The organism is Bdellovibrio sp. 22V (assembly GCF_030169785.1).
Classification (GTDB): domain Bacteria; phylum Bdellovibrionota; class Bdellovibrionia; order Bdellovibrionales; family Bdellovibrionaceae; genus Bdellovibrio.
In genome coordinates, this window is record NZ_CP125854.1 from 943,346 (window position 1) to 968,951 (window position 25,606).

Genomic DNA, 25,606 nt, shown 5'->3' on the forward strand with positions numbered 1-25,606 from the left:
GAATGGAAAAAATCAGCGGCATTCTTCCGGCAAGCCCGAGAACACGTGCGGTCGATACTTCAAACTCTCAGCCGGCGCGTCCCGGAGCTTTAGCTCTTGGTCGTCCTATGGGAAAAAATTCTCTTGGAGATCGCATCACTCTCAGTAAACAGTTGGAAGAACTTAGAGCCACAGGACAGCTTCCTGAGCCCGAAGCAGCACCTGTTTATAAAAACCCTACTGAAGTAAAAAAGCTTAAAGTGATCGAAGATCTGAACTCAAAATTCTTCGCAAACCCGAAAGGCATTGCGCGCGAAGGGGATATGACAAAATCCGAAGAAGCTTTGACGAAGACGGCTGACAATGAAGGTCTTTTCTATGTTGAAAAAGAACTGCGCCCTCAAGCCGAAGCGCCTTTAAATCAAATACAGGCAAAATAATTGAGCCTATCTTGACATCTGCCGCCCTGAACACACGTTAGGGGCGGAGGTCTCATGGAATCCGCGTTGTCTTCCTGGAAGGTCGTTCGTGCGACTTGGCTTACACAGAGGCCTCATCGTTTCGCGTGGTTTGTTGCCGCGTGGAGTGTCTTTCTTATTCTATTAGCGAGTACATTTTATTGGAACAATTATCTAGGCGCCGCCGAGTGGATGCCGGCTTCTTTTCAAGCTGTCTTTAAGCAAGGTCAATATTGGCGATTGTGGACGACTCTTTTTGCGCACGCCGATTTAGGGCATCTTCTTTCGAACTCACTTCTCTTTTTTATTTTTGGATATTTTTTAAATGGTTATTTCGGAGTGTTGGTTTTTCCTCTGGCGGCTTTGGTTTTCGGCGGTATCACGAATGCTCTAGTACTTTCCACTTATCCTCCCACCGTGAAACTGATTGGTGTATCAGGGGTTGTTTATTGGATGGGCGGGATGTGGCTTGTTCTTTATCTGCTGCTGGATAAACAGCGAACATGGGTGCAGCGAATTCTGCGCTCGGTGGGTGTCGCTTTAGGTGTTTTTATGCCGTCCACCGCATTTGATCCGCAGATCAGTTATCAAGCGCATTTCGTAGGATTTCTGTTGGGAATTGTTTGCGGATTTCTTTATTACTTCCTGCGCCGAAAAACTTTTGCGGCCGCTGTCGTGACTGAAACCCATTATGAAGAGCCGGAAGTAAAAATCGAAAAAGCCGAAACCGAATGGGACAACTAGTTTTCCTTTTCCAAAAGAAAGCCGTTTTCCTCTAAAGAGCAAATCCGGTAAAGTCCGGCAAATTTGCGTTGACCGTCTGAAGCACGTGTCGTGACAACAACATAATCTAAAGAAAGCTGAATCAAACGACGGATCGCTTGCAGGCTCCATTGCGGAGCTCCCATCTGAATCAGCATCTCCAAACGAATCAATGCTTGAGCCGCGTCCTGCGCATGAAGAGTCCCGAGACTTCCAGAATGGCCCGTCGCCAAAGCCATCAAAAAATCTTTGGCTTCAGCACCGCGAATTTCACCCATCACAATACGATCGGGACGCAAACGCAAAGATCTTTTCACCAACTGAGTTTGGTCGACGCTGGGTAAAACTCCTTGCGGGTCTTCCCGAGTTAAAAGTTTCATGCTGGCTTTATTCGGAAGAGCGATTTCAGGCGTGTCTTCAATCACGACAAGCCGCTCGTTATCGGGAAGCAGATTTAAAAATGAATTTAACACGGACGTTTTGCCGGAACCTGTTGAACCGATAACAAGAATGTTCTTGCGCTTGTCAATCAGCTCGCGAAAAACAGAAAGTTTTTCGTCAGAACACCACGATCTTTCCGCGAGTTTAGAAAATGTCCAAGGATTTTTAGGATGCCGTCGCAATGACAAGTGAACTGAAGCTTGCGTAAGATCTGCCCCGATAAGGCTTAAGCGAAAATCCAGAAAGCTTCCGTCGGCAGAGGGATGCTCTTTAGTGATATGTGTTTTCGCTTCATGGCAAATTCGGTCCACGCAGTTGCGGAAGCTCAAGTCAGAGAAAAAGAAGTCAGGGTGCTGGGTCAGGCGGCCGTTCTTTTCAAGCCAGATTTTGTCAGGCCCGTTAACAATGATTTCTGTGATCTCTTCATCTTGGAAAAGCTCAGACAAGGGGCCCCAGTGATTTAGCTCTTGCAGAAGGCGGTTCTTGACCGGAGCATCCGCCCTCTCCGTGTGCTTTAAAATAATCTGACTGACTTTTTGCGAACGCAACGTCTGTGCTTCTTCCGGAGAAAGCATAAATTCATTCAAGGGAAGTTTTTGAATATCTTCTTGGATATAATCATAGAGTTTCTTGGCTGCGGAAATCATTGAAGTCCATCCTTAAGATGTGTTGGATTCTCGGAACTTTCTTCGCCATCTTTGAGAATTGTGGGGCGAACAAAAATAACAAGCTCCGTCCGATTTTCGCGAAAATCCTTGCTTGAAAACAGAGGCCCCAAGATCGGCAGGCGCGATAAAAAGGGCAGACCTTCCGACTTATCGCTGTCTTCGTTTTTCAACAAACCGGAAAGAGCAATCGTCTTGGGTTTCGATAAGTCAAAATGGCTGGAAACTCGGTTGGTAAGAACGCCGGGAATATCGTCGACAGCGGTGGACTTGTCCAAGGTTGAAACTTCCGTATCGATGGACAAGCTGATTCTTCCCGCGGAATCCGCTTTTGGTTTTACGCGCAAAAGAATTCCATAACGCTTCCATACGATATCTTGAATTTTATAATTCATGATCTTGATGGGGAATTCTCCTCCGGCCAGGAATTCAGCTTCTTTGCCGCTGCGACAAAGAATATTGGGGCTGGCAAGAATTTTGGCTGTGCCGTTGCCTTCAAGGGCCGTAAGATCAAAAGGAAGGTTCGAACCCTCCACTTCGCCATTTTGCAAAACCTGAGCTGAATAACTCGAAGGCCAGCGCAGACCATACTTTAACGAAAAATCTTTGCGAATTTCCGCGACTGTGATTTGAACTTTAATGGTCGGCGCAATGTCGAGGCTTGTTTCGTCGCGCAGAACGTGGATTCCAAAAGGCGCTAGAATTTTCTGATATCTCTTTACCAAGACTTCGTTGGCATTCACGCGGACTTCCGCATGCGGTTCAAACAAAACTGTTTGCGGGGGCAGCTTGGTGCGCTCAAAAAGGTTTTCAAAGTATCTTTCCGCCGCCGCTTTCACGGCTGGTGCAAGCATTGCGCGCATTTGATAAGTCACGGTATGATCCAGAGCCAAAGAACGCAGCTTAAGCCAATCTTGAAAACGGTAGAGCTGTCCGCTGATAAGAAGATCGCCCTCGGCGAGAGTCGCTTGCAAGCCGACGATGTTTTTGACGTGAGCTTCAAAGGCGGCAAAAGCATTCGTTTTCGTCGGATGTACGACCTGAACGTAAAATGTATCCGAACCTGTTTTTATAAGGGTCGTACCTTCGCGCAAACCGCGAATGACAAGGGAAGAGCCCGCACCCTCCGCTTTAAGAATGTCGCGATCCTGAATCCATACGGATGAGTTTCCAGAGACGGTGATTCTCCGACTGTCGCCTAAAGCTAAAAGAAGTTTTTTCGGTTGGGCAAAAGCGGGAATAGTAAGAAAGAAGAGAAGCAAAAAGTTTTTCATGCTCTCTGGCGAAAGCAAAAGGAAGGACAGTTTCCCGAAACTTCCTTTTGCTATGAAAGTTCATGGTTCGGACGCTGACTATGAGCCGACGGGCAATTCAAAGAAAACCATCACGCCCTGATCTGTATTCTTAAACTGCAGCGAGGATTGATGCGATTTAAGAATCGACTGACAAATGGTCAAACCTAAACCTGTGCCGGAAGAATGGTGCATAACATCTTCGTCGATATAAAACGGCTTCATGATTTTGTCCATGACAGCGACCGGCAGGTGAGGGCCTTTATTGGAAACAAGAAAACGAAGCTGCGAGCCGTTGCGAACGCTTTCGACGTGAATTTCACTGCTCTCTTCACCGAATTTCGCGGCATTGTGAATCAGGCGCAGCATCACTTGTTTAATCAAGCGGACGTCTGCTTTCACGTGAACGTCTTCGAGTTTGGAAGTGATCTTTTGATGTTTCTTCGCGAGTAATTCCAAGACGTCTTTGCTTAAGTTCTCGTCGAACTGCGTGAACGAAACACTTTGCATGTCGATTTTCAGCTGATTGGTTTCTGCGCGAACAATAAGAAGAACGTCTTCGACCAAAGACTTCAAACGCTCGGCACTCTTGGTGATGCGATTGACCATCAGCTTGTCTTCATCACTGAGCTTAGATTCCGCGAGCAATGACGAAAAACTTAAGATCGAAGTCAGGGGAGTTTTTAATTCATGATTGATCAGAATCATGAAGTTCGATTTGGCCACGTCCAAACTTTTCAATTCATCCAGCGCTTTCGCAAGCTCTGCATTTTTTTGTTTTAACTCTTGGCCTAAAACGAATCTTTCGACCGCGTGTTCAACAGTATTTGAAAGATCCGTCGGGTCCCACGGTTTGGTGAGATAGCGGAAGATCTGCCCTTTATTGACGGCCATGATGACAGACTCAAGATCTGTGTATCCTGTGAGGAGAATGCGCACTGTCTCAGGATGAGACTCCAATGTGCGCTCTAAAAATTCCACGCCGGTCATTTCGGGCATGCGTTGGTCGGTAATAATAAGAGCAACGGGCCCTGGATGTTGGTCGAGAACAGCTAAAGCCTCCTTACCTGAGGTGGCCTTTAGTACTGAATATTTCTTTCGAAACAGTCGTTCTAGAGCGTCAACATTATCTATTTCATCATCTACACAAAGAATTGTGTGCTTCGTCATGAAAGCTAGTGTAGGATTTGAAAAAGAGCAGTGCAAAGGGAAATTTGCACGCGGGCTTCTTGTTGTCATGGATGATGATAAGATAGTGAAAAACTATGCTGGACCACAGTCTAGTTTCACACTCTTTCCACAAACTTTGCTCAGAAATGAGTCAAGTCTGAGTCGCCTCCTGACGATGAGAGAACTGTAGAAGTGTTTTTTATCCTTATCAGGAGATCGTGTATGAAATTATGGATGCGCATTGCAACTCCAATCACTGTGGTGATGAGTTTTGCAGTAGGTGCTCAAGCTCAAATGTGGGGCACCGGTATGTATGGAGGGATGCAATCCTGTCCATATAATTACTCCGCAGCGGCTGGTTCTTCGAGCTATCTCGATGAAATCAAAGAAGCGCAAGCAGCCATTCGTGAAGCTGAAAAGCAACTTCGCTCTAAGAAAACAGAAAAGAAAAGATTGGAAAGAAATCTTGAGCGTTCTCGCCGAGATGTTGAAGAAGTGGTGTCGGAAGACTACACAGAGTTCATGTTCGAACACATCGAGAACAACGTAAGCTGTAAAGAGTATAAAGGCATGGGTGCCAACGAAGAGTTTATCGCCGGCGGACAACAAGGCGATGTTGCTGTTCAAGCTCCAGGTTCGCGCGAAGTTCGCTCTTTCACGATCGGCGAATGGTCGCAACTTTGTGACGCTAACAAAAGCGGCTCCGTTTCCGGCTCCGTGTGTGACGGCTCTCGTTTCCGTCAACCAGAGAAAGGCCGTGCGACGTCTCTAGATTGTAAAAAAGGTCTTACTGATTACAGAAAAACTTATGCTCAATCAAATAAAGTTCAACGTGAGATCGAAGGTCTCGAGAACTTGATCCGTCGTAGTAAAGAAGACATTCAAGATTCAAAACAAAATTACGCTGATGAACAACGTGAAAGACAGCGTGAACAACTTGAAGGTGGCGTTTGTATCGAGTGTATCTCTCAAGGCAGCGGTTACACTTATCAAAAACCGGAAACAGACTGGGGTTCAGTGATCGGTAACATCGGTCTTGGCCTGGCTGCCACTTACATGGGTTATCAAACAAATAAAATGGTGGCGAACGCGAATGCAAATATCGGTTGGCCAACTCAACCATATCCTGCATGGGGCTACGGCTTCCCATTCCTTGCTCAAGGTATCGGTCAAGCGATCGGTGGTGGTAGCGGAATTTATGGAGCAATCGGTGGCGGTATCGGTGCCGGTGGTTTCGGTTGTGCGGGAATGAACGGTGGCGCTTACGGAATGATGGGACCTTTCGGCGGCATGAACGGTGGCGGCATGTGGGGCAACCCTTATGCAATGGCCGGCATGGGCATGGGCGGTCTTGGTGGCGGAATTTATATGCCTGGCATGGGCCCTTGGGGTATGGCCGGTCCTTGGGGTATGGGTGGACCATTCCCAGGAGCGATGGGCTACCCAATGATGGGCGGCATGATGGGTATGCCGATGGGTAATATGATCGGCGGAGTTATCGGCGGTATGATGGGCATGCCTATGGGTAGCATGATGGGAATGCCTATGGGCGGCGGTATGATGGGTATGCCGATGGGTGGAATGATGGGAATGCCAATGGGAGCCATGATGGGTGGAGCTATTGGCGGTGTCATGGGAATGCCTATGGGCGGCGGTATGATGGGTATGCCAATGGGCGGAATGATGGGAATGCCTATGGCCGGCGGCATGATGGGTATGCCGATGGGCGGTATGATGGGCATGCCAATGGGAGCCATGATGGGTGGAGCTATTGGCGGTGTCATGGGAATGCCTATGGGCGGCGGTATGATGGGTATGCCAATGGGTGGAATGATGGGAATGCCTATGGCCGGCGGCATGATGGGTATGCCGATGGGTGCAATGATGGGCGGAATGGCTGGAGGCATGATGGGTATGCCGATGGCCGGTGGTATGATGGGAATGCCAATGATGGGCGGAATGGCTGGCGGTATGATGGGTATGCCGATGATGGGTGGCAACCTGGGCGCATTGCAAATGCAGCAACAAATGATGCAAATGCAAATGCAACAGTACCAAATGTACATCCAACAACAGCAGTCTTACATGCAACAGCAAATGCAAAGACAACAAGTCGTTGCAGGCCTTCAACAAGAACTTTACGGATTGTTGTATAGAATCCAGCAAGTTTCTTACGGTGGCATGGGCGGTTACATCGGTGGTTCAATTGGTGGCGGTATCGGCATCGGTGGAGCTATCGGCGGAGTTACTGGTGGTGGTGTGATCACTCCTCTTCCGGGTTCTGTCGGCGGTGGAGCTACAATCTCTCCAATCCCTGTCCCTGGAACGGGCGGTGTGACTGGAACAGGTCCTGCTCCGATCCCTGCACCTCGCTAATAAAATTATTTAGTTAAAATTAAGAGGGCCCTCTGCTAAAACAGAGGGCCTTATGCTTTTTAAAATCCCGCGTCTTTACGACAGTCATACTCACTTTCTTGCCACCGGCGAATTCGCCGCCGGTTTGAATTTGGGCTGGATGCAAAAAGCACAAGATGTCGCCGCCATTGATCTTAATAATCCCGCTTACTATCGTGGCGATTGGTTGATTGGCTTCGGCTGGGATGACAAGGCTTGGCCCGAAGCTCCTCATAAAAATGTTCTTGATAAAGTTTTTCCTGATCGTCCCGTATTTTTTGCGCGTAATGACGGGCATCGTTGCTGGGTGAATTCCAAAGCATTGGAATATTTCGGCGTCAATTCAGAGACAGGCATTCTCACAGAGAAAGATCATTTGCAAGCTTGGGAGCGTTTGCCTGCTTTTACGTTTGCGCAAGAGCGTGGGCACATTCTTGCCGCGTGCGGTGTTTTCAATAATGCAGGCTTTACGCATGTGCGTGATATGTCGTGCACGGATTCATTATGGAACTCACTATGTACGCTGGCGGATCGCGGGGAACTCACAGTTGCCATTGAAGAGAACTACACCTCTCACAGCTTGCAAGACTTCGACAAGATTCTGAAGTCTGTTATTCAGGCACGCCAGGATGAGAGAGCTTTGGTTCGTTGTAAGGGCGTGAAAGTTTTCTTCGACGGGTCTTTAGGTTCTGAAACGGCTTATCTTTCAAAGCCTTATCGTAATATGCCAGAGGGAGCTCGCGGTCGGACTCTTTGGGAGTTGTCGCATATTGAAGAAATTCTGAAAAGAACTTGGGCCGCGGGTCTTGAGTTCTCCGTTCATACGATCGGTGATGAGGCCGCACATTTGATCGTTCAAGCTGCACGAAAGATTTCTGCTCAAGGTGCCGTGGGCCGTTTGAATTTAGAGCACACGCAGCTTTTAAGACCCGAAACGATTCAGATGATGAAACCATTGCATGTACGTTGCCATTTGCAGCCATGTCACTGGCTGAGCGACCGTGTTTGGCTTGAAGAAAAACTGGGCGATCTTTATCGCTATGTATTCCCATGGGAAGCTTTGCGGGCAGCTCAGATTCCAATGTCCTTTGGCTGTGACAGTCCGATCGAACCGCCTTCTTTTTGGCGCAATAAAGTGGCGTTAGATGAAAGTGTGAAAGCCAAAATTAAAAAGTTCACCGGAGACATCACGGTTGTTCATGCCCATCCGGATCCCAACTTTGCCGGCAATTCGTACACGATCATTGAAAACGATGAGGTCCGCGAGATCGTTTTCAACGGCAAACCGCTGGAACTTTCATTGTCAAAAACGAACTAAGGCGAATTAATCACGAGCGACTTATCTTGCAACGATAAAACGAGTCCGCCAAGAAGCACGACTCCTGCGGTATAAAGCCAGGGTTTGTTGCTTTCGATCCAAGTTTTTCGATCTGTAAGATCGGCATTTCGCACACATTGGGAATCAAAGAAAATCCGGCCTCTTTGTAGGAGCTCAAATTCAAGCTCCTGATTGGAAAACTGTTCACAAGTGCCCTCGATTAAATTCGTAAAAACAAAGTGTTGGTGAAGCAGCTGTTCAAAAGTGCCGTAGAATTGAACGGGCTTTTGTGAGTTTGATACCAACGTCCATTGATAAGCGGTTTGCGGCGCAATCTGAAAACTCCAATCTTCGGACACAGAGTAGGCCAAAGATTCTATGGCAATAACATCCACAGAAGGAAACGCCTTCTTTAGCGTCGATGAAAGAACAACCTCGGTAGGACAGCGAAAGGCTCCGGGAGCTTCGTTTAAAAGAGAAGCCGTCTTACAATACAAATGCACAGCCTCTGTTTTTTCGTTTGCACTTAAATTCCTTTTCAAAATGTTTTCCGTAAAATCCCGCAAGTAACGGAGGCTGGTGATTGTCAGCGGTGACGTCGTTTGAATGTTTTTTAAATTGATCCAAACGTTTGTGAGATCGCTCTCTAAAGAATCCGCTAATTGAAAAAGACGTTGCTCCTGCAGATCATTTTTTTGTAAGCCACGCAAGACAAAGGCGCTGTACGGTAAAGTTGATTTCTGACTATCTAAATATTCTCGAAAACGTCCGGGAGAGCTTCCTGGCGCTTGTATCAGAATTGTTTCCGCTTTCCCGTGAACCGCAACGAGCAGAGGCAAAAGTAAAAGAAAGATACGCATAAGTAATCCTTAGTTTTGATATTCAACGCGAATGCGTGATGATGTCGCGGTCGAAGCCACTTGATTGCCCTTCTCATCGGGGTTCTGAACCACGGCAATAAAAGGACCGGTGTGGCTTAGCAGGCGGGAACTTTCATCCTCCCGAACTAGAACGGCATATTGTTCAGGATTCAGAGGAGCACGGAGCAGTTTTAATTTTGTGCCAACTTTGTATCCACCTTTTTTATTCTCTCCGGAAGCGAGATAGAGATCGACAACGCCGCCGACATCTCCCACTAATGAGGCAAGGGACGAGGCATTGGCAATTTCAATGGGCACAAGAACAAATCCTCTGGGAATAAAAGTGTCCACGGATCTCGGCGCGGGTATAAAGGTTTCGGGTTTGTCTTCTGGAGATTTAGAAAAGACAAAAGATAAAACGCCAAGAAACAAGAAAGCCACAAGCAGATAATTATTTTTTGCGAAGGTAAGAGCTTTTTTCAGCATGAGTTGTCCTTTCACTAAATTGAAATCGTCTTGAGGTCTTTTCTAACTTTGCAAGCTGGTGAAATCCGGCGAAGCCGACCAGTACCACAAGAGACATTACCAAACAGACTTCAATGAAGATCTGCCCTTGATTATTTTTGCTACCCATTGGGAATTTTCCTCTGTTAAAGTCACTGAGCACGATTTTCGAAACTGAAAAACTCCGCTCAAAAAATGCGAGAAGGGCGGAAGTACTTTGGTTTGATAATGCCATTCGTGTGCCAAAGCCTGGGCTTGTGCAAACTCAGGCTGAGGATGGTAAGCCGGAGCGATTTCCATTTGCTCCGGACGCACAGCCAGCCGTGGAGCCGTGCCATCTATTCGAACATTTTGAATTTCGAGAAACGCCGATGAAAGACCTCGGGTGCTCGAAGACAGCTTTCGTTGCGTTAAGAGATGGTTCGTGCGCAACAAGCGATTGCTTTCCTGAATCAGTTGTTTCTGTTTTACATCGAGCTCAAGCCTTCTAAGTTTTGCTAGTGCCAGCTCCGCTGCTGCGGCCGCGATGACATTCGGCAATCCCGTTGCTTGCGCTTTTGCTAGATTTTTCTGTGCACGAACTTCGCGTTCCTTCAGACGGCGAGCCAAAGGGTTTAAGGAAAGAAGTTTTTTAAGCAGAGGCACGACCTTTTTCTGAGTCCGCAATCCTTCTTCACGACAAATATGTTTAAGAGAAAGATCATGAGCGATGAAACCCGCTGTTGCAAAAGCAAGAAGGAAGCCGCCAAGAAATAACGGCAAGAGACTGATAATAATCGCAAGTGCAAAACCTTTGTCGTTTTTCATAACGAGTTCTTGGATATCCGTTTTTCGATTTTCAGCGGAGGCTTCAGGTCGAAGCTGATGGATCCCGACAGCGCTATCGGCGATCGCCGCAAGATCACGCTGTAAGTTGTCGGAAAAACAAGCAGTCGCGCTATTCTGTTTTTGAGTTCCTTCTCACACTCGCGGGGGCTCGAGTCCTCGAGACAAACGAGGGCTTCATGCAGATGATAATCCGCGGAACAAAAGAGTACGGCACGATACAAAAGAGCGATAAAAATTCCGCCGGTTAAGATGAGGAGAGGCAGGAGAAGTATCGTTTCGACCAGCCCCTGCCCCTTTTCTGAAGAGAGTGTCATTTTATTTCCGTTGTGAATCGGACTTGGAAGGATTCACAGCGCCTTCGAAGAAGTCACTGAAGTCGCGCTTTTTGATCATCGTGTCTGTGACCTGATGTGCCTCTTTTTTTCGGGCATCATTGCCGCCAAGAGCCTGTGCGACGTTGGCAAACTGCACGTCAATATTCGCTCCGACCACTTTGATAACGGAAATACTGCCGACCGCGACGATGGCCACGATAATGAGATATTCGATAAGGCCTTGGCCTTTTGCATTTTTTAAAAGGGATTTTTTGTGCATGAGTCCTCCACAGCGGGAGGACAAGCAAGGAAGGTGCGGGGCCTAAAGCGAAAGAAACAAAAAATAAAGTCCGGAGGTCCGGACTTTATTGTTATTTCTTTTTAGATTTTGCAGCAGCGGCGGCTTTGGCTGCGGCAGCTGCTTTTTCTTCTTTGGCAGCAGCAGCGGCTTCTTTTTTAGCGCCGGCTTTTTTAGCCTTACGCTGCAAAATAATACGGTCCAAGATTTCGTAAGCTTCTTTTTGCAAATCGTTTTCGAAGATAAAACGATAGAAACCCTCGATCTCGGGGCTTTGACGGAACTTTTTTAGGGACGTCGGAAGGCTGTCAGATTGTACGAAGTCAATGGAACTGCCGTCTTTGGAAAGTTTAACTTTTTCAGCCATTCTAAAATCCCCTAATGTTTTAAAGGGTTTGTACAACGGCTTGGGGTCTTTAAGCAAGAATAAAATGGATTGTCAGAGTTCAGTTAGACTCGTTTTCTGGAGCTTCATGACATGGAATAAACCATTGAATTTCTTCAGTAAATAGACGAGATTGAAGACACAAAATCGGGAGGTTCGCGATGCTCATTCTCAATGGTAAGGAAGTCGCCAAAGAAGTGCGTTCATCTCTCACACCGCGAGTTCTGAAGTTTTTCAAAGACATGGGAAGAGCCCCACATCTGTCAGTAATCATCGTCGGCGACGATAAGGCGAGCCATATTTACGTTCGCAATAAAAAAATCGCCTGCGAATCCGTCGGTATGACCTCGACCATTCATGCGCTTCCAGTCAGTACCACCCAGCAAGAACTCGACAATCACATTATGGCTTTAAACCAGGACGAAAATGTCGATGGTATTTTGGTTCAGTTTCCTCTGCCACCGCACTTGAATGCGGATGAAGTGCTGAAGCTGGTGTCCCCTGAAAAAGATGCCGACGGTTTAACTTATGCTTCCCTTGGTTACTTTTTTGCTGGAAAACCCTTGGTGCGCCCGTGCACTCCGGAAGGAGTCATGACGATTCTCAAGCACTACCAAATCGAAACGGAGGGTGCAAAAGCGGTTGTCGTCGGTCGCAGCAACATCGTGGGAAAACCCATGGCGCAGATGCTGACGGAAGCCAACGCGACGGTCACACTTTGTCATTCGCGCACGAAGGATCTTCACGAAGTCACGAAGCACGCGGATATCGTCGTGGTGGCAGCGGGCAAAGCGCGGTTGTTAGGAAAAGACGCCTTTAAAAAAGGTTCGGTCGTAATTGACGTTGGTATGCACCAAAGCGGCCATGGAGGAAAACTCTGTGGAGATGTGCGCTTTGAGGAGCTTGAAGGATGGGCGAAAGCAGCAACTCCTGTTCCTGGCGGAGTCGGACCAATGACCATCGCGACCTTGTTGCAAAATACATGTTTGCTCGCAGAAAAGCGGGCCGGTTTTCGTTAGAAGTCAGAGTTAGAGGAAATTAATGTACACTGGATTTTTGAAGAACGTTTGGTATGTGGGACTTCCCAGCCATGAGTTGGCTATCGGAAAAGCGCAAGCACGAAAAATTATGAATGAGCCCGTGGTATTCTTCCGCGACTCTAAGGGAAAAGCCTCCGCAATGCGTGATATTTGCCCTCATCGCGGAATTCCTTTGAGCTACGGCCGTGTCGTGAATGATCAGCTGGAGTGTCCTTATCACGGTTGGAAATTCAATGGCTCCGGTGTGTGCACGGAGATTCCTTCGTTGTGTCCTGATCAAGATTTGAATCCTAATAAAATCAAGGTGCGCTCTTATCCTGTGCACGAGGCGCAAGGTCTGATTTGGATTTTCGTCGGCGACAAAGATTATGACATGACGAAAGCTCCCGCAGTTCCGGTGATGAAGGCCTTGCCTCAAGACGTGAAACCGAAGCTCACCTATGTCGTGAACTTTCCTTGTCACGTGGACCACGCCGTGATCGGTCTGATGGATCCTGCACATGGACCTTATGTGCACAAAAGCTGGTTCTGGCGTTCTGAAAAAACCATGCTTGAAAAGAAAAAGAAATTCGCTCCAGTGGATTTTGGTTTTCAAATGGTTCGCCATCAACCTTCGAAAAATTCCAAAGCGTATAAAATCTTGGGCGGAGCTCCGACGACGGAAATTACTTTCACTTTGCCTTGCGTGCGCGTTGAGCACATCGAAGTAGGTCCGCGCAATTTCTATTCCTTCACGGCGCTCACACCTGTGGATGACATGAACACGCGTGTTACGCAGTTGGCTTACTGGGATATTCCTTGGCTTTCTCTTTTGAAACCGGCTTTGAATGCTTTTTCAAAAAATTTCTTGGGCCAGGACATGGATGCCGTGACGAAACAGCAAGACGGTCTTAAGTACGATCCAAGTTTGATGTTGATCAAAGACGCCGATACGCAAGCGAAGTGGTACTATTCCTTGAAAACGGAGTACCACGAGCATCTTGAACAAAAACGTGAATTCCAGCATCCCGTGAAAGAAACCGAACTTCGTTGGAGAAGTTAAAATGAAATTTGTAATGTCTTTAGCAATTCTTCTTTTCAGTCTTCAAGCTTTCGCTATGAAGCTCGAGTATGTCGGCGAGACGTCCATTAAAACGGGCACAAAGTACAACAAGACAACCATCGGTGGTTTGTCAGGTATTGTTTGGCAGAATAATACTTTGTTCGCGCTTTCCGACGATAAAGGCAGAGCCGGTGAGCCTCGCTTTTACGAGTTCGATGTGACGATCGATAAAAAAACAGTGACGTTGACTCCGAAAGCTGTGCATTTCATTACGGGTCTTCCTGCAGAAGGAGAAAAGAAAGCCGGTGTGGATCCGGAAGGACTCGTACGTTTGCCAAGTGGAGATTTGTTGATTTCCTCTGAAGGAAATAACGATGCGAAGCCTCGCGAGATGCCGCGTATTTTCCGCGTCTCTTCCGAAGGTGCCTGGAAATCTGACTTGCCTGTTCCCGATAAATTTTTGCCCGAAACGACAGGACAACAAAAAAAGGGCATTCAAAACAATGCGGCCTTCGAAGGGCTGACAAGTTTTGCTGACGGCAAATTTGTGTTCACAAGTACGGAGTCGTCTTTACAGCAAGACTATGTTTCTGGCGAAGATGCGACGGGCGACTGGATTCGTATTCTTAAGTACGAAGACAAAGGGCAACAAGGCGGGTACAAAGCCGTTGCAGAGTACGCCTACCGTGTTGATGCGTTCAAAGACAATCAAGCAGGCAAAGAAGTCTTCCGCGGTGTTTCGGAAATTCTGGCACTTTCAGAAACAAAGCTGATTGTGCTTGAAAGAGGCGTGCGCATTTTCTCTAAAAACATGTGGGCGCAAACGGTGGCATTGTACCTTGTGGATCTTTCTAAAGGCACGAATATTACAGGCCTCGCGAAGCTGAGTGATGGTAAATTTACCGGAGTCGAAAAAATCAAGCTTATCGATTTTGAAACAGATCTGACGAAAGAGCGTGGCGCAAAAACAATTCAAAACTTTGAGGCGCTAGCGTGGGGTCCGACTTTGGCAGACGGTCGTAAGAGTCTGCTTGTAATGGGTGACAATAATTTTTCCAAAAATGAAATCACCGAGTTCTTGGTTTTCGCAGTTGAAGGTGAATAAGTCATGATGACAGTGTGGAGACTCCGTCCCGGAGCTGATAAAAGAATTCGTAGCGGACATCCTTGGGTTTTTTCCAATGAACTTTCTGCAAGCCCGAAGGGTCTTATTCCCGGATCGCCAGTCGAGTTGCAAGACGCCAAGGGGCAGTTTCTAGCGCGTGGTTACGGCAATCCTCATTCATTGATTGCTTTTCGTGCTTTGAGTTTTTCCAGTCAGGATCAAGAGCCAACAAGCTTTTCTTTTCTTCAAGATAAAGTTTTGAAAGCATGGTCCGTGCGTAAAGCGGCGGGCTTTCGCGGAAGTTTCCGTTTGGCCTTCGGTGAATCGGATTATATTCCCGGCCTTGTTTTGGATTACTATTTGGTAGAGCAAAACGGAAAAAGGGCGCAGGTTTTCGCAGCTCAACTCGTGACTGCCGGCATGAATGAGGCGCTTAAAAATGCCGAAGAGTTTTTTAAAGGTTTGGTTGAAAAAGCCAAAGCCCAAGGGTTGTCTGAATACTCTTGGGACCAAACAGCTGTCGTTATTCGCAATGACGTCAACATTCGCAAGCTCGAGGGTTTGAATGTTGAAGAACCTAAGATGATCAAAGATCTTCCGGGGTTTGATCTCAGCAATATTGAAATTCTGCTGAATGCGGCAAGTGACGACGGCCTTGTGGCTATGAGTTGTGACGTCGCGGAAGGCCAGAAAACGGGTTTCTTTCTCGATCAAACGCACAATATTTATTTGGCGATCAATCTCTTTAAAAACTGGGCCAAGACGCAAGAGAAGCGCAAAATCCGTGTCTTAGATTTGTGCTGCTACGTGGGCCACTGGTCTACACAGATCACGAGAGCCTTAAAATCTCTTGGCTTTGAAGTTGAAGTTTCTTTGGTGGACGTGTCGAAAACGGCGCTGTCTTTCGCAAAAAGAAATGCAGAACGCGAGGGCGCTGAAGTCATCGTTCATGAAATGGATGTTTCTGAAGGCCTGACTCAGTTGCCGAGTGCGCATTACGATATCGTGATTGCGGACCCTCCGGCATTCATCAAATCTAAAAAAGATATTCCTATCGGTAAAGCGGCTTACTTGAAGATGAACACACATGCTTTCCGCATGATCAAACGCAACGGTTTCGTGGCGTCATGTTCTTGCTCGGGCCTTCTTGAAGAAGAAGAATTCCGCGACGCTATTCGCAAAGCCTCACTCCGAAACTTCTCGGAAGTGCGTAGCGTTTTACGCGGAGGTCACGCTGCCGACCACCCAACCCTGATGCAATTCCCAGAAGGCTTCTACCTAAAAATGTACGTCCACTACGTCGTCTAAGGTACCTTTCTTTTACAAAGGGAAGCGGGTACCTCTTAAACGACTTTTTGGCCTTGTGACCAGAAGCCGGCGGATTCTGTGAGGCCTGAAAGGACGGAGTGGAAGTGCGATTGGGTTTGCAATCTCTTCTGGCCGAAACGTTTTTCGAATTCCTGCTGGATGAAAGGGACCTTGGCGGTTCCTCCGGTGAGGCAGACAAGATCGACTTTTTCGGCGGGAACGCCTGCCGAAGTTAAGCATTCCTCTAATGAGGCAAAGATTTTTTCTCGTGTGTTATGGGCCCATTCAATAAATTGGGCCGTCGTAAAATTCTCTTTAATTTCTAATCCCGGATAATCGAAATCGAAAAGGACTTCCGAAGAATTTGAAAGACCGCGTTTGGTTTTTTCGATGGTTTCGAAAAACGGGAAAATTTGTTGGTCTTCAATCAGAATAAACAATCGCTCGACGGCGTCGGCATCTTTTTTCGTCAGGGAACACTTTTTTACTTCGCGAATGAATTCATAAGTGTCTTTTTCTTTAAGATGCACGATATGCGCAGGATGATTCAGTCTTTGCGATACGGCCGGCGGCATTGTGAGAACGTTACTGCCCATCGGCAGGCGGTAGCGCGACTTTGCACCGAAATATTCGTTCAGTCGATGGCTCATGAAAACACTATCCAACGCATCCCCGGCAAGCGGGCAACCATCAATCGCCAGAACGTCTTCTTTGGCGAAACCGTCGGGACGAAGTTTGATCAAAGTAAAGTCAGAGGTTCCTCCGCCGAAGTCGCCGATCAAAACGATTTTTTCCGATTGCAATTGGCGGCGATAATCGAAGGCGGCGGCCAAAGGCTCGGGCACGAACTGCACGTCTTTAAAGCCTGCAAACGTCGCGGCCTTTTGCATGCGGTGGAGGGCAAAGCCATCCGCGACCGAATCCATTGAGTAACGGGCAGGGCGGCCGATCACGGCCTTCTCAATCGAAGTGTCTAATATTTTTTCAGCTCTCTTTTTGAGTTCGAGAAGAAAAATACCAATCAAAGACTCTAAGGTCAGAATACGGTTGTCGAGAACAGTTCCCAGATAGTTTTGGTTCGGAAGATGCGATTTAAAAGAGCGGAAAAGACGCCCTTCCATATCCTGCTCAATATATTGTTCAATGGCGTCGGCACCGTAATAACAAAGATCCGGGTTTGGAAAGTAGAGAAGAGTTCGCATCATCGTGGGATCGGCGGCTTTTTCGTCCAAAGGCAGGGCTTCAAATCTTTTTCCCTGGTGATATGCGCCTACAAGTGAATTGCTGGTCCCGAAGTCGATGGAAAGAAAACTATCTGTGCTCATCACGAAAACCTAGCAGATTCTCGCAACTTCCACAAACGTCGGCGGGCCCTTTGGTCGAGAAAAGCCGTTCTTTGTCACCGTTTTTTTCCTCTTTTCAAGGGAACCAATTAGTCTCCCACCCATGAAAAAGAAATTGGTATTCTGCGCGGGTGCGAGAGGTTCTATGAAGTTCGCGAGTCTTTTCATTCTTACGACGTTCTTGGTGTCCTGCGGGAACATGAACGCCAATATTGCGGGGCCCATGGTGGCTGGCAAAACTCCCGTGGAAATCGATATGATTCCTGCTCCGGAGTTTGATGCCAATGAAACTGTGGAAGAGGTTCAAGTCGAAGAGAAGGAAAAAGAAAAAGTCTCTCAAGAAAAATCGCCAGAGTCCAATCCCGGCGAGCCCACTATTCCTTCTGTTCCAGAAACGCCCAAACAACCTGTCGCGCCAACGGCACCGCCAAAAAATGAAATGGTGGGACCGGGTGTTTTGAAGCCGACGGTGTACTATTTTGCGGTGATCAACGAAGATAAAAAAACCTGCGAAACAAAAGTAAATCTTCATGGTGTCGGTGGAAAAGTTCTATTAAGCGTATGCCCGGGAACTTTAGCGACATGCAGTCTGCAAGGTTCTTGTGCTGTGATTCAAAAAGAAAAAACACATACGTTTAATATCATCGGCGTTTTTGGCGGCCAGGCGCGTTTTTTCGAGATTGAAGAAGATGGATGCCGCTTTGGTTACGGAGTTCAGAGTTCTTGTTTGGATCCATTTTACACATTGGCAGCGGATCTTGAGATTTATAAACCCGGTGAGGTTATTTATATTCCGGCTGTTGTGGGGTTGGTTCTTCCGGATGGCTCGAAGCACACGGGCTACTTTGTAATCCGTGATCAGGGTCACGGCATTAAGGGTTACGGGCGCTTTGATTTCTATAGCGGTTTTTATAGCTGGAACGATTCTGCCAATCCGTTTAAGAGAATCGGTTTTGGCGACGTCAATACCAACATTCCTTATTTCCGAGTCAAAGGCGAGACGGCGAAGAAGATCCTAAAGACAAGAGGCTTCCCGCAACTTCCTCCTAAGAATTTGATCGTTCTTAGCGCTGAAAATGAAAATCTTGAATTGAAATAAAAAAAGCCCGCTGTTTGCAGCGGGCTTTTTGTTTTTATTGGGTGACTTTCGTGGTCGTGCCGGTCATTTGCGCCGTTTGTTGCTGAGGCGCTTGTACTTGCGCCGCTGCGACTTGAGCCATTTGTGCCACCGCCATCTGTGCATGTTGTGCTTGCTGATGGTAGTAGTTTAATTTCGCGACATATTCTTTCAGAGCCGCGTTTTCTTGCTTTAAAACTCCCAACTGAGTCAAAGCCTGTTGCAGATGGCTGTAGTAGTCCTGGGCTTCCAAAGCTTTTTTGTCCAAAGCGAGTTTCATTTCGACAATTTTGGTTTCCGCCACAGACATCAGATTTTTAAGCACATCGTTTTGTTGTTGGGCGGAAGATTCCACTTCGCTGAATGACGCCGAGATTTTTTCGATCTCCTCATTCAAAGACGAGATCGTTTGATCGCGTTCTGCCACAGTGGCTTGCAGTTCCTCAATCGTTTGTTGCATCTCATGTTTGTCGTTTCGCAAACCTTGAATCTGCATTTCAAACTGTTCGCGCTGCTCTTCCCAAAGAGCTTGTTCCTTGGCAAAGGCGCTTTTCGCCTTCATCAATTCCATGGCCGTTTCGTCTTTGAGAGCTTGATTCAACTCGAGGTCTCTTTGCAAAACTTTGTTCTTTTCAAAAAGCGCTTGGCTGTATTTTTTCTCTTCGCTTTGCATTTGCAAAGCACGCGCTTTAAGACCTTGGATTTCCAGTTGAAGTTGTAAACTCAACTCTAAAGATTTCGCCAGGTCAGCACTCATCTTTGTGTTGTTCGCGCGTTCTGCTGAAAGTTGATCCGCCAATTGTTTGATTTGTGCGTCCAACGTTTCAGGTCCGTAAGACACGTTCTCAAGAGTTTTGATCTTCTCGCGAAGCTCTTCTTGTGTGCCTTTTAACTCTGAATGGAATTTCTTCATCTGAACTTGCATTTGCTCATACTTCGGTTGTGGAGGCAAAAGTGGCTCCTCTCCTTGATTCTGAGTGCTAAGCTCATTGAGTTTATTGCAAATTTCATTAAAAAGTTTTTCGTGCTCAGGAACGGAAGTCGTCATAGACTTCATTGTGATGCACAGACCGAAGTCAAGTCATCGAATATTATTGACAAGAGTCGAGGCTCTCGATTTAGGTCCAGGGTGAGAAGGAGACAGTTATGACGGTGCAAAGAGTTCTACGCGGTATTATGGCTTTTATCTTCTGTTTAACATGTGTGAGCACGGCGCATGCTCAAGACATGGGATTGTTGAGCGACATTAAACCTCCTCAGCAAGCTTCTGAATACATCTTTAGATCTTCTCCTAAGGAATCCTTGATCACTGTGCAGCTTTTGGGTGCTGTCAATAAACCCGGAATTTATTATGTCCCGGCGAATACGGATCTTTTGAAGCTGGTGACATTGGCCGGCGGGACGACAAACGGCGGAGATCTTTCTGAAATTCTGGTTCGCAAGATGGAGCCTAAGAGCTGGGCCGAGATTAAATCCAAAGCGATCAGCGAATATCAGGGCGCATATGAAGTCGATGCGGAAAAGTTTATTAAATATGGCGGAGCAAGAAATCTGAAGCTCGCTCAAGATGATTTTATTTATGTACCTCCACGTACGCCCTGGATCAGCCAAGAGGCTTCTCGCGGAATCACGATTTTATCTGTAGTATTGGGCATCGTATTGACTGTGGTTCTTATCGATAAAAACACGGATAAGTAATGCTTTTAGCTCGGGATGGTCGCATTCGGTTTTTGATCAAGGCCTTGGTGGCCTTGATTTTTATCTCCAAAGTTTCATTGGGGAGCCTTTTGCCTATTCCACGCAATTTTTCCTTTCTCCTTTTTCAAGGCGGACTGCATCCGTTCGTTAACGTCTTTCTTTGTTTTCTTTTCGGTTTCCCTTTGATTTTGATGTGGTTGCGCGTGCGGGAGCGGAATCATCTGAGTGGTTTTTATAAGTTGTTCGTATACGTGATGATGCTGGTTTTAACGGTGCAAACGCTGTTGCAGGCTCATTACGTCAATCCGAGTGAATCGACGATTATGCAAATCGGCGCCTTGGGTGTTTCTCTATTCATGGTGGGTATTTACGGATTGATCATTCCGAGCTTGTGGTCTGTTGAAGACTTTCTTCGTTTTATACAGCGCTGGTCGGGGGCTTTAGTTCTCTTGTCACTGATATTGTACTTTGTCGCCGGTGGCAGTGTTTTTAAAGGCGGCCGTTTTGTCGGCGTCTTTAAGCATATTCCCCACATGGTGACGTGTGCGACGGTGGCTTTTATTTTTTCACTGGGCACTTTTCTGCAAGATGGAAATTTGAAACATAAGATTTGGAATGTGTTGGTTCTTGGCGGAAGTTTTGCCGCGATCATCTTAACGGGAACTCGTTCCGCGGCAGCGGCAGCTTTATTGGCTTTCATCGTAACAATGATTCTGCATCAGACGAAAACGAACGAAGGACGTATCTTCAAGTTTGCTTTCGTATCCATTGCAATTACCTTCTCTCTTTTTTTCGGCCCGCAAGCTTATGATTTCGCACACGGTGTTGCGACAGGCGAAAGCGCTTTAGGAAATCGAGAGGCGCAAGACGGTATCGCGTCTCGCTGGGAGGAAGTGCAGAGGGGCAGTCAGATCTTTATGCAGGAACCGTGGTTTGGTCAGGGGCTTCTGTCAAAGTTTGCATCGGGTAATGAGGTTGACGTTTCCAACTATAATGCGATGAAAGATCCCCATAATATATTTATTTCCGCGGGCGTGATCGGGGGATGGCCGTTGCTTATTCTAAGCGGTTTTGCTGTGATCTTTATGATCATTGGATCCTTTAAAGCTCTTGGATCTTTCGACATCGCCAAACGGCAAGTGGCGATATATCTTTTGGCTCATATACCTATTCTTGTGATTTATCACATCCATCTTTCTATTGGCGGCATGGCGGATCGTTTGTATTGGATGGTCTTTGGTTTTGTCGCCATGTCGGTCTCGCAGACGGACAAATCATGAAGGGCCCAGGGTATGGTTTCGCGGAACTCGGCATAAACTGTGTTGAGATCTTTTTGCGACTCCATCTCCTGGTTTTCTACACTGAACATGTGGGCATGAACTCGGCGCTGGCCGGTTTAGCTCTTGGCCTTGCGATTTTTTGGGATGCCATCATTGATCCGATTGTGGGTTACTATTCCGATCGCGTGCGTATGCGCCGGGGCGAGCGCTATTCATTTCTGCCTTGGGGATTTCTGCTTTTATCATTTTCTGTCTTAGGAATTTTGCATCCTCCGGTTCTCAAAAACGCCTGGAGCCAGTTTTTCTTTCTCTTGCTTTTTTCTTTGTTGGTGAACACCGCTTACACAGCCTTAAGCGTTCCTTACTCCGCTCTCGTTGGAGATCTGTCGCAAGATGAGCGAGAGCGCGCGCGATTGATCGGGTGGCGTTTGGCTTTTGCCAATCTCGGTGCGATTTTCGGTATCGCAGTTCCAAGTTATTTTATTATCGCAAAGGAAGCAGATCCTTACGCGCAAACCGCGTGGGTCATTGTCGGTCTGCTTGCAATTGGCACAAGCATCTCTTGGTTGACGGCGCGTACTTATAATAAACCCGTCACGCAAACTGTGGCGCACGCAAAATTTTCGTTGGTGTCGCCTTTAAAGAACAAACACTTCATGCCATTGGCGGCCGCTTACTTTGTGGCAAATATGGGACTGACATTTAACTCTTCATTGGCGCTCTATTATTACCGGCAGCGTTTGCGCTTAAGCGAAGAAGAAATACGCACAGTCTTATTGAGTTTCCTCGTGGTCTTTACGCTTTCGATTCCGCTGTGGCTTTTCCTGGTTCGCTTTGTGGCAAAACGCAAAGCGCTTATGGGCGGCGTTTTTATTTTGGGAATCTCGGCTTCGCTTATTTATCCGCTCTTACCTTCGCAACGCTTGTTGTGGACATTAATATTTGCCTCCGGAGTGGTTGGCGCACTGGTGGGTTCTGCAGTTCTCTTGGAGTCGCTATTGACCGATATCGTGAAAGAGGAAGAGGTGCGTACCGGTCGCGATGAACTCGGCCTCTATTTTGGAATTTGGCGGATGATCGGCAAGATCTCTCGAGGGTTGGCCTTGGCTGTCACCGGGCAAATTCTGGCATGGGCTCGTGTCGAAGATGGGGAGTCGTCATTTGTCCGACTTAGTTTTGCCATTGGTCCTCTTACAGGCTGCTTCTTCATTGGATCAGTTCTGATCCTGTGGAGGCTGTCAATTCACCGCACACCCCTGAACTAATTTCAAAGTCTTAATCCTCATTACAGATTAAACAGAGGCCAAGGCTGAATTTCAGTGGCACAACCAGTGCTTGAGGGGACGTATCACAGAAGGTGGGGAAATATGAGTGATCAACATATTGAACCTGAGTTAACAGTTGGCGAAATTATAAAGCTTTATTTGTCCCATTGGCGAATGTTCGTCTTGTTTACCGCGGTCCTATTTGGCATTAGTGCGCTTATCTATGCAGTCAAAATTCCTTTCGTCGCATCATCGACGATAGTTATTAACGACTCGCAGAACTCGTCTTTGCAGGCGTTTTCGAATCAGTTTTTTGGTCTTTCCAAATCCGTTCAAGAATCAAAAAAAGGCAGCAGCGTTCTTTCCAAACACATTGAATATTTAAAAACGCGCGAGTTTTACGAAGCCTTGCTGCAGCGAATTCCTGTGCGTGGCAACAGTCCTTCCATCACGATGGAGGAAAGAAAAGGCTTCGACATCTTTAAGGAAAAATATCTTGCCGCTTTAAATGAGAAGCCGGCGAACCGTATTGAAGTCTTGCAAACTCTGGATCGATGGACTCGGATCCAATTAGATTCGGACTTTGCGATCAAGGTTTCCGCGGTGACTCCGATTAAGTCACTTTCTTTGTTCTTGTCAAACACGGCCTCTGAGCTGGCGGCGGAAACGCTTAAGAAAAGAGAACTGGAAGAGATCGCTCGTGTCGAGAACTTCATGGCGAAACAGAAAACCGACGCTGATCAAAAGCTGGCGGTGCTTGGAAAACAACTCGCGGACCTGCAAAACAAAGATGAAAACTTGATGCCGTTGGCGGCCAAAGAAAAAATGGGTGACTACGTGTCGGAGCTCATTGTTCGCGCTAATGAAATCAAGCTCAAGATGGCAGAGAATCGTAAAATGATTCAATATCTTGAAAGAGGCCGCACGGGCCAAAGAGAAAGTTCTCTTTATGGTGTGGGCGGTAAAATTGAAGGTCTTAAAATTGAAAACAGTTTGCTGTCTTCAAAACTCGGCCAAATTCAAAGCAGTATTAATCGTCTCAGAAAAGAAGTCCGTCAGTTGCCGTTTGCCGCACAAATGGTCGAGGACCTAAAAAAGAAGTCAGAGCTTGAGTTTGCGCGGTATAAAGAGCTTTCAACTTCATTGGCGAAACTTGAGGCGCAAAAAATCTCTATCGATACGCGTTTCGAAGTTTTGGAAAGAGCCCGCTGGGAAAGCACTTTGCCGCAGATCGGGTTGCTCAGCTTAGGTTTGCTGTCCTTGCTTATCAGTCAATTTGCGGGATCTTTGGTTATTTATTTCCGGTACCTTTGGAATCCGCATGTGGTTACGGCGCAAGCGTCGCGCAACTTGGTTATCTTCGACAACCACTCCGTGGATCCACGCGTGATTATCGAGAATTCAAAAATCAAATTCAGTCTGAAAAAGCCGGAGCCTAAAAAAGATGGTGACGTTGAGGAAACAGACCAAGAGAAAATCGCTTGGAATGTTCTTAATGTAGGACAAGGAAGCGATATCTCTCAGTAGGGTGTGATTATGATGAAGTCGTGCGTAAGCGGATTGTTGTTGTTGTCGGTATCTGTGTTGATTGGTTGCGGTAATAAATACGATTCCGGCGTTCAAAAAGCGGTAACGGATAATAAAGAAGCCAAGAACCTGATGGAGTGGAAACTCTCGGAAGGAAATCCGGAAACTTTGTTTGCGCAGTGGCGCGAAGATTTTAAGAAGAACCCTAGCGAGCAAGATAAAATGAAAAGTGAGCTATGTACGGCGCTGCACTCGCTGGATGGAGTGGCTCTTACGATTTTCGAAGAAGAGTTGCGCAGAAAAAGTAACGCTCCGCTGGTGACTTCCTGCAAGAACGAACTTTTATCTAAACTCGACATCTTCTTTAGCAAAGAAAGAGAAACGCTGCCTGTTGCGGTAGACGCGAATTCGACGCAGCCTTCGCCAAACAATTTCCGTTTTTCCGATAACGTGCAAAAGCGCGATACCTCAAAAGGGTACTACGCTTCTTACGGGGATGTCGCCCGCAAGGAAATCGTTCTGACTTTTGATGATGGTCCTACGGGAGTTTACACAGAGTCGATCTTGCGCTCACTTCGAGAAGTGAATGCAAAGGCGATCTTTTTCCAGCTTGGCAAAAACGCGTCGCTGAATCCTGGAATCGTCAGAAAAGTCGCGGCGGACGGTCACGCCATTGGCAGTCACTCCATTGGACACAAATGTTTGGGAACGAGCGCCGCTTGCCGTAGAAACAACGGTTATAATTTGAGTTTTGATGAAGCTGTCGCTGAAATCAAAGGCGGCCATCAAGCAATCTATGACATCTTGGGATGGGTAGATCCTTTCTTTAGATTTCCTTATGCGGAAGGAAGTCCTGAGCTCCGCCAGTTCTTAAAGGCGAATTCGACGGCGGAATTTGCGTGGGTGATCGACAGCGAAGACTGGCGCGGGCAATCCAATGAAAATCTTCTTCGTAATACCCTGGCTCAAGTGGATGCGAAAGGCCGCGGGATCGTTTTGTTCCATGATATTCAAAGAAGAACGGCGGAAATTATGCCGCAGTTCTTGCGCGAACTTTACATGCGAGGCTTCAGTGTTGTATTACTTCAATCGGCAGACCCGAATGCAAGATACAACAGTAAATTGGTGAGGAAGAGAAGCAATCCTCTTCCGTAATGGAAAATGAAACGACCTGACGTAGACCGTCCTTCGACTTGGAAATTATATAAAACGG

At 47.0% G+C, this 25,606-nt stretch carries 24 protein-coding genes; 14 read left to right on the forward strand and 10 right to left on the reverse strand.

The features are described 5' to 3' along the window. Nucleotides 1-2: 2 nt before the first annotated feature. Together QJS83_RS04545 and QJS83_RS04550 are read left to right on the forward strand one after the other, a co-directional pair. Complete coding sequence (locus QJS83_RS04545; protein ID WP_284607919.1) at nucleotides 3-419, forward strand: hypothetical protein; 417 nt, start codon at nucleotides 3-5, stop codon at nucleotides 417-419. Nucleotides 420-473: 54 nt separating this feature from the next. After that, nucleotides 474-1,181, forward strand: a complete 708-nt coding sequence (locus QJS83_RS04550) for a rhomboid family intramembrane serine protease (protein ID WP_284607920.1) — start codon at nucleotides 474-476, stop codon at nucleotides 1,179-1,181. Here the strand turns inward: QJS83_RS04550 and QJS83_RS04555 are convergent. The 3 genes from QJS83_RS04555 to QJS83_RS04565 form a co-directional block, all read right to left on the reverse strand. Continuing rightward, nucleotides 1,178-2,287 carry a TadA family conjugal transfer-associated ATPase gene (locus tag QJS83_RS04555; protein ID WP_284607921.1) on the reverse strand — a complete coding sequence of 370 codons (1,110 nt, stop codon included), beginning with the start codon at nucleotides 2,285-2,287 and terminating at the stop codon, nucleotides 1,178-1,180. The genes QJS83_RS04550 and QJS83_RS04555 overlap by 4 nt on opposite strands. Further along, nucleotides 2,284-3,579, reverse strand: a complete 1,296-nt coding sequence (locus QJS83_RS04560) for a type II and III secretion system protein family protein (RefSeq protein WP_284607922.1) — start codon at nucleotides 3,577-3,579, stop codon at nucleotides 2,284-2,286. Before QJS83_RS04560 ends, QJS83_RS04555 begins: the two co-directional genes overlap by 4 nt. Nucleotides 3,580-3,657: 78 nt before the next feature. Beyond that, the gene (locus QJS83_RS04565; RefSeq protein WP_284607923.1) at nucleotides 3,658-4,767 is read right to left on the reverse strand and encodes a hybrid sensor histidine kinase/response regulator; all 1,110 of its coding nucleotides are present in this window, start codon (nucleotides 4,765-4,767) and stop codon (nucleotides 3,658-3,660) included. 222 nt (nucleotides 4,768-4,989) lie between these two features. Here QJS83_RS04565 and QJS83_RS04570 point away from each other — a divergent pair, with 222 nt between their 5' ends. Both QJS83_RS04570 and QJS83_RS04575 read left to right on the forward strand, forming a co-directional pair. Then, on the forward strand, nucleotides 4,990-7,143 hold the full coding sequence (locus tag QJS83_RS04570) for a coiled-coil domain-containing protein (protein WP_284607924.1): 2,154 nt from the start codon (nucleotides 4,990-4,992) through the stop codon (nucleotides 7,141-7,143). A gap of 52 nt (nucleotides 7,144-7,195) precedes the next feature. Continuing rightward, nucleotides 7,196-8,479 carry an amidohydrolase gene (locus QJS83_RS04575; RefSeq protein ID WP_284607925.1) on the forward strand — a complete coding sequence of 428 codons (1,284 nt, stop codon included), beginning with the start codon at nucleotides 7,196-7,198 and terminating at the stop codon, nucleotides 8,477-8,479. Here the strand turns inward: QJS83_RS04575 and QJS83_RS04580 are convergent. From QJS83_RS04580 to QJS83_RS04600, 5 genes are all read right to left on the reverse strand, one after another. Further along, nucleotides 8,476-9,339 (reverse strand): hypothetical protein, encoded by an 864-nt coding sequence (locus tag QJS83_RS04580; RefSeq protein WP_284607926.1) that lies wholly within the window; start codon nucleotides 9,337-9,339, stop codon nucleotides 8,476-8,478. The genes QJS83_RS04575 and QJS83_RS04580 overlap by 4 nt on opposite strands. 9 nt (nucleotides 9,340-9,348) lie before the next feature. Next, the gene (locus QJS83_RS04585; RefSeq protein WP_284607927.1) at nucleotides 9,349-9,825 is read right to left on the reverse strand and encodes a hypothetical protein; all 477 of its coding nucleotides are present in this window, start codon (nucleotides 9,823-9,825) and stop codon (nucleotides 9,349-9,351) included. A gap of 96 nt (nucleotides 9,826-9,921) precedes the next feature. Beyond that, the gene (locus QJS83_RS04590) at nucleotides 9,922-10,650 is read right to left on the reverse strand and encodes a hypothetical protein (RefSeq protein ID WP_284607928.1); all 729 of its coding nucleotides are present in this window, start codon (nucleotides 10,648-10,650) and stop codon (nucleotides 9,922-9,924) included. 336 nt (nucleotides 10,651-10,986) lie between these two features. Next, nucleotides 10,987-11,265, reverse strand: a complete 279-nt coding sequence (locus tag QJS83_RS04595; RefSeq protein ID WP_284607929.1) for a Flp family type IVb pilin — start codon at nucleotides 11,263-11,265, stop codon at nucleotides 10,987-10,989. Nucleotides 11,266-11,356: 91 nt separating this feature from the next. Continuing rightward, nucleotides 11,357-11,650 (reverse strand): hypothetical protein, encoded by a 294-nt coding sequence (locus QJS83_RS04600; protein ID WP_284607930.1) that lies wholly within the window; start codon nucleotides 11,648-11,650, stop codon nucleotides 11,357-11,359. A gap of 179 nt (nucleotides 11,651-11,829) precedes the next feature. On the opposite strand from QJS83_RS04600, the gene folD reads away from it, so the two are divergent. Genes folD through QJS83_RS04620 form a run of 4 tightly spaced genes read left to right on the forward strand, consistent with a single transcriptional unit; the run spans nucleotide 11,830 to nucleotide 16,163 of the window. Then, the gene (gene folD / locus QJS83_RS04605; RefSeq protein ID WP_284607931.1) at nucleotides 11,830-12,687 is read left to right on the forward strand and encodes a bifunctional methylenetetrahydrofolate dehydrogenase/methenyltetrahydrofolate cyclohydrolase FolD; all 858 of its coding nucleotides are present in this window, start codon (nucleotides 11,830-11,832) and stop codon (nucleotides 12,685-12,687) included. A gap of 22 nt (nucleotides 12,688-12,709) precedes the next feature. Next, the gene (locus QJS83_RS04610; RefSeq protein ID WP_284607932.1) at nucleotides 12,710-13,750 is read left to right on the forward strand and encodes an aromatic ring-hydroxylating oxygenase subunit alpha; all 1,041 of its coding nucleotides are present in this window, start codon (nucleotides 12,710-12,712) and stop codon (nucleotides 13,748-13,750) included. A 1-nt stretch (nucleotide 13,751) separates the two neighbouring features. Continuing rightward, nucleotides 13,752-14,855: an esterase-like activity of phytase family protein gene (locus tag QJS83_RS04615; RefSeq protein ID WP_284607933.1), complete on the forward strand. Its 1,104-nt coding sequence runs from the start codon at nucleotides 13,752-13,754 to the stop codon at nucleotides 14,853-14,855. 3 nt (nucleotides 14,856-14,858) lie between these two features. Next, nucleotides 14,859-16,163 (forward strand): class I SAM-dependent rRNA methyltransferase, encoded by a 1,305-nt coding sequence (locus QJS83_RS04620; protein WP_284607934.1) that lies wholly within the window; start codon nucleotides 14,859-14,861, stop codon nucleotides 16,161-16,163. A 35-nt stretch (nucleotides 16,164-16,198) separates the two neighbouring features. Here the strand turns inward: QJS83_RS04620 and QJS83_RS04625 are convergent, their stop codons facing one another. Beyond that, a complete protein-coding gene (locus tag QJS83_RS04625; RefSeq protein ID WP_284607935.1) occupies nucleotides 16,199-17,488 on the reverse strand; it encodes an Hsp70 family protein in 1,290 nt (429 codons plus the stop codon). A gap of 121 nt (nucleotides 17,489-17,609) precedes the next feature. Here QJS83_RS04625 and QJS83_RS04630 point away from each other — a divergent pair, with 121 nt between their 5' ends. After that, on the forward strand, nucleotides 17,610-18,605 hold the full coding sequence (locus QJS83_RS04630) for a 3D domain-containing protein (RefSeq protein ID WP_284607936.1): 996 nt from the start codon (nucleotides 17,610-17,612) through the stop codon (nucleotides 18,603-18,605). A 34-nt stretch (nucleotides 18,606-18,639) separates the two neighbouring features. Here QJS83_RS04630 and QJS83_RS04635 read toward each other — a convergent pair whose 3' ends face one another. Then, nucleotides 18,640-19,671, reverse strand: coding sequence for a coiled-coil domain-containing protein (locus tag QJS83_RS04635; RefSeq protein WP_284607937.1), 1,032 nt, complete (start codon nucleotides 19,669-19,671; stop codon nucleotides 18,640-18,642). Nucleotides 19,672-19,769: 98 nt separating this feature from the next. Between QJS83_RS04635 and QJS83_RS04640 the strand changes: the two genes are divergently transcribed. From QJS83_RS04640 to QJS83_RS04660, 5 genes are all read left to right on the forward strand, one after another. Next, nucleotides 19,770-20,321: an SLBB domain-containing protein gene (locus QJS83_RS04640; protein ID WP_284607939.1), complete on the forward strand. Its 552-nt coding sequence runs from the start codon at nucleotides 19,770-19,772 to the stop codon at nucleotides 20,319-20,321. Then, complete coding sequence (locus tag QJS83_RS04645; protein ID WP_284607940.1) at nucleotides 20,321-21,601, forward strand: O-antigen ligase family protein; 1,281 nt, start codon at nucleotides 20,321-20,323, stop codon at nucleotides 21,599-21,601. The genes QJS83_RS04640 and QJS83_RS04645 overlap by 1 nt, the downstream gene beginning before the upstream one ends. After that, a complete protein-coding gene (locus QJS83_RS04650; protein WP_284607941.1) occupies nucleotides 21,598-22,866 on the forward strand; it encodes an MFS transporter in 1,269 nt (422 codons plus the stop codon). Before QJS83_RS04645 ends, QJS83_RS04650 begins: the two co-directional genes overlap by 4 nt. A 102-nt stretch (nucleotides 22,867-22,968) precedes the next feature. Next, the gene (locus QJS83_RS04655; protein WP_284607942.1) at nucleotides 22,969-24,393 is read left to right on the forward strand and encodes a GumC domain-containing protein; all 1,425 of its coding nucleotides are present in this window, start codon (nucleotides 22,969-22,971) and stop codon (nucleotides 24,391-24,393) included. 9 nt (nucleotides 24,394-24,402) lie between these two features. Beyond that, a complete protein-coding gene (locus tag QJS83_RS04660) occupies nucleotides 24,403-25,548 on the forward strand; it encodes a polysaccharide deacetylase family protein (RefSeq protein WP_284607943.1) in 1,146 nt (381 codons plus the stop codon). Nucleotides 25,549-25,606: the final 58 nt, after the last annotated feature.

What these genes read in the sequence shown, in the direction of transcription:
- QJS83_RS04545 (WP_284607919.1), top strand. Translation starts at nt 3, where the DNA reads ATGGAAAAAATCAGCGGCATTCTTCCGGCAAGCCCGAGAACACGTGCG.
- QJS83_RS04550 (WP_284607920.1), top strand. Translation starts at nt 474, where the DNA reads ATGGAATCCGCGTTGTCTTCCTGGAAGGTCGTTCGTGCGACTTGGCTT.
- QJS83_RS04555 (WP_284607921.1), bottom strand. Translation starts at nt 2,287, where the DNA reads ATGATTTCCGCAGCCAAGAAACTCTATGATTATATCCAAGAAGATATT.
- QJS83_RS04560 (WP_284607922.1), bottom strand. Translation starts at nt 3,579, where the DNA reads ATGAAAAACTTTTTGCTTCTCTTCTTTCTTACTATTCCCGCTTTTGCC.
- QJS83_RS04565 (WP_284607923.1), bottom strand. Translation starts at nt 4,767, where the DNA reads ATGACGAAGCACACAATTCTTTGTGTAGATGATGAAATAGATAATGTT.
- QJS83_RS04570 (WP_284607924.1), top strand. Translation starts at nt 4,990, where the DNA reads ATGAAATTATGGATGCGCATTGCAACTCCAATCACTGTGGTGATGAGT.
- QJS83_RS04575 (WP_284607925.1), top strand. Translation starts at nt 7,196, where the DNA reads ATGCTTTTTAAAATCCCGCGTCTTTACGACAGTCATACTCACTTTCTT.
- QJS83_RS04580 (WP_284607926.1), bottom strand. Translation starts at nt 9,339, where the DNA reads ATGCGTATCTTTCTTTTACTTTTGCCTCTGCTCGTTGCGGTTCACGGG.
- QJS83_RS04585 (WP_284607927.1), bottom strand. Translation starts at nt 9,825, where the DNA reads ATGCTGAAAAAAGCTCTTACCTTCGCAAAAAATAATTATCTGCTTGTG.
- QJS83_RS04590 (WP_284607928.1), bottom strand. Translation starts at nt 10,650, where the DNA reads ATGAAAAACGACAAAGGTTTTGCACTTGCGATTATTATCAGTCTCTTG.
- QJS83_RS04595 (WP_284607929.1), bottom strand. Translation starts at nt 11,265, where the DNA reads ATGCACAAAAAATCCCTTTTAAAAAATGCAAAAGGCCAAGGCCTTATC.
- QJS83_RS04600 (WP_284607930.1), bottom strand. Translation starts at nt 11,650, where the DNA reads ATGGCTGAAAAAGTTAAACTTTCCAAAGACGGCAGTTCCATTGACTTC.
- folD (WP_284607931.1), top strand. Translation starts at nt 11,830, where the DNA reads ATGCTCATTCTCAATGGTAAGGAAGTCGCCAAAGAAGTGCGTTCATCT.
- QJS83_RS04610 (WP_284607932.1), top strand. Translation starts at nt 12,710, where the DNA reads ATGTACACTGGATTTTTGAAGAACGTTTGGTATGTGGGACTTCCCAGC.
- QJS83_RS04615 (WP_284607933.1), top strand. Translation starts at nt 13,752, where the DNA reads ATGAAATTTGTAATGTCTTTAGCAATTCTTCTTTTCAGTCTTCAAGCT.
- QJS83_RS04620 (WP_284607934.1), top strand. Translation starts at nt 14,859, where the DNA reads ATGATGACAGTGTGGAGACTCCGTCCCGGAGCTGATAAAAGAATTCGT.
- QJS83_RS04625 (WP_284607935.1), bottom strand. Translation starts at nt 17,488, where the DNA reads ATGAGCACAGATAGTTTTCTTTCCATCGACTTCGGGACCAGCAATTCA.
- QJS83_RS04630 (WP_284607936.1), top strand. Translation starts at nt 17,610, where the DNA reads ATGAAAAAGAAATTGGTATTCTGCGCGGGTGCGAGAGGTTCTATGAAG.
- QJS83_RS04635 (WP_284607937.1), bottom strand. Translation starts at nt 19,671, where the DNA reads ATGACGACTTCCGTTCCTGAGCACGAAAAACTTTTTAATGAAATTTGC.
- QJS83_RS04640 (WP_284607939.1), top strand. Translation starts at nt 19,770, where the DNA reads ATGACGGTGCAAAGAGTTCTACGCGGTATTATGGCTTTTATCTTCTGT.
- QJS83_RS04645 (WP_284607940.1), top strand. Translation starts at nt 20,321, where the DNA reads ATGCTTTTAGCTCGGGATGGTCGCATTCGGTTTTTGATCAAGGCCTTG.
- QJS83_RS04650 (WP_284607941.1), top strand. Translation starts at nt 21,598, where the DNA reads ATGAAGGGCCCAGGGTATGGTTTCGCGGAACTCGGCATAAACTGTGTT.
- QJS83_RS04655 (WP_284607942.1), top strand. Translation starts at nt 22,969, where the DNA reads ATGAGTGATCAACATATTGAACCTGAGTTAACAGTTGGCGAAATTATA.
- QJS83_RS04660 (WP_284607943.1), top strand. Translation starts at nt 24,403, where the DNA reads ATGATGAAGTCGTGCGTAAGCGGATTGTTGTTGTTGTCGGTATCTGTG.